Source organism: Phaeobacter sp. SYSU ZJ3003 (assembly GCF_041300735.1).
In the GTDB taxonomy this organism is placed as follows: Bacteria; Pseudomonadota; Alphaproteobacteria; order Rhodobacterales; family Rhodobacteraceae; genus Phycobacter; species Phycobacter gallaeciensis_A.
This window is the reverse complement of the sequence record NZ_PXNU01000131.1, coordinates 1-1,462: the sequence shown is the minus strand read 5'-3', so window position 1 is coordinate 1,462 and position 1,462 is coordinate 1. Positions and strand designations below refer to the sequence as shown.

Sequence of the window (1,462 nt, the reverse complement as noted above, 5' to 3'; positions counted from 1 at the left end):
CCGCGACGGCTTTGCGGTCTTTGTAGCTGGCGAAGTTCATGGAATGGCGCAGGAGGTGGACGATACATATGTGGACAGCCTCCCGCTTACAAGACATCTCGGTAAATATGGACTGATCGCTTGCTTTCATATGTCCGGCCTTTGAAGTGCGATCTCGACTAATCGCTGGCCAAGATGGTTTCCGCTGCTCAAGTTCCAAACAAGTCTGCGGCATATATTTGCCATTGCATCGTATGGAATGCCGTGAGCCCGGATCGATCAAATCCATCTACCGTTGTCTTGCAAGTTCAATTTCAGCCCGGCAGCAAGAGTATTACGTGCTTCGGCTGAACCTTGTTACGCCCTTACATCTTGATAGGCGCTGCGTGGCTCGTACGATTGCCCCGACACCATCAGTTTCCAGGCAATTCGGGCGATTTTATTGGCAACAGCTACTGCCACGAGCTTGGGCGGCTTCCGGCTCAGCATATCCAGAAGCCAAGGGCTTGCATACTTGCTTCGCCCGGTGCGGACATGCCGTAACAGCGCCGTCGCACCTGCGACAAGCACGCTTCTCAAAGCTTCGTCGCCAGCCCGCGTAATCTTTCCGGTTCGCGTTTTGCCGCCTGTTGAATGATCCCTCGGTGTGAGCCCCATCCATGCTGCGAATTGTCGTGCGGATGCGAACAGCTCGGGAGCGGGCGTTTTCATGGTGAGTAGCGAGGCGCCGATCAGGCCAACGCCCGGGATCTCAGCCAGACGGCGTGCGCGTTCGTCTGCACGGTGCCACTGCGAGAGTTGCGCTTCGGTTTCGGCGATCTCTTCTGCCAGCTGCCGGTAGATTTTTCCCTGCGTCGCAAACAGCGCCCGGGCAAGTTCAGGGACGGAGTGATCGACAGAGACCCGATCGAGAAGTTTCTCGATCCTACAGATACCCTGGGCAGCAACAACGCCAAATTCGGCCGCGTAACCGCGAATGGAATTTGCCACCTGCGTCCGCATTCGGATCAGGCGTTCGCGCACTCCGACCAGCATCAGAGCTGCCTGCTGTTCCGGTGTCTTTATTGGCACGAATCTCATCGTAGGCCGACTCATCGCCTCACAAATGGCCTCCGCATCTGCGGCATCGTTCTTTCCGCGCTTGACGTAAGGTTTAACCAATTGCGGCGCGATCAGTTTGACATCATGGCCATAGGAGGTCAGCAGCCGCGCCAAGTGGTGGGACGCCCCACAGGCTTCGAGCGCCACCCTGGTCGGCGGCATTTTTTGGAAGTACATCATCATATCCGTTCGCCGCAACTTTTTGCGCAGCACCGGCTTCTCGGCGGTGTTCACGCCGTGAAGCTGAAAGACGTGCTTTGACGTGTCGATCCCAACTCGAATTAGTTTTTCCATGGACGGTCTCCCTCATGTGGTCCTTGATAACCTCATTGTGGCACATTGTGGTGCCGTGGGGAGGCTGTCCACACCAACAGGTCTGAAC

The 1,462-nt window shown here is 56.4% G+C and carries 1 protein-coding gene; it reads right to left on the bottom strand.

What is annotated here, in order from left to right; all coding sequences use genetic code 11:
- Positions 1 to 336: 336 nt before the first annotated feature.
- Positions 337 to 1,374 carry an IS110 family transposase gene (locus C6W91_RS21040; RefSeq protein ID WP_347510913.1) on the bottom strand — a complete coding sequence of 346 codons (1,038 nt, stop codon included), beginning with the start codon at positions 1,372 to 1,374 and terminating at the stop codon, positions 337 to 339.
- Positions 1,375 to 1,462 lie beyond the last annotated feature (88 nt).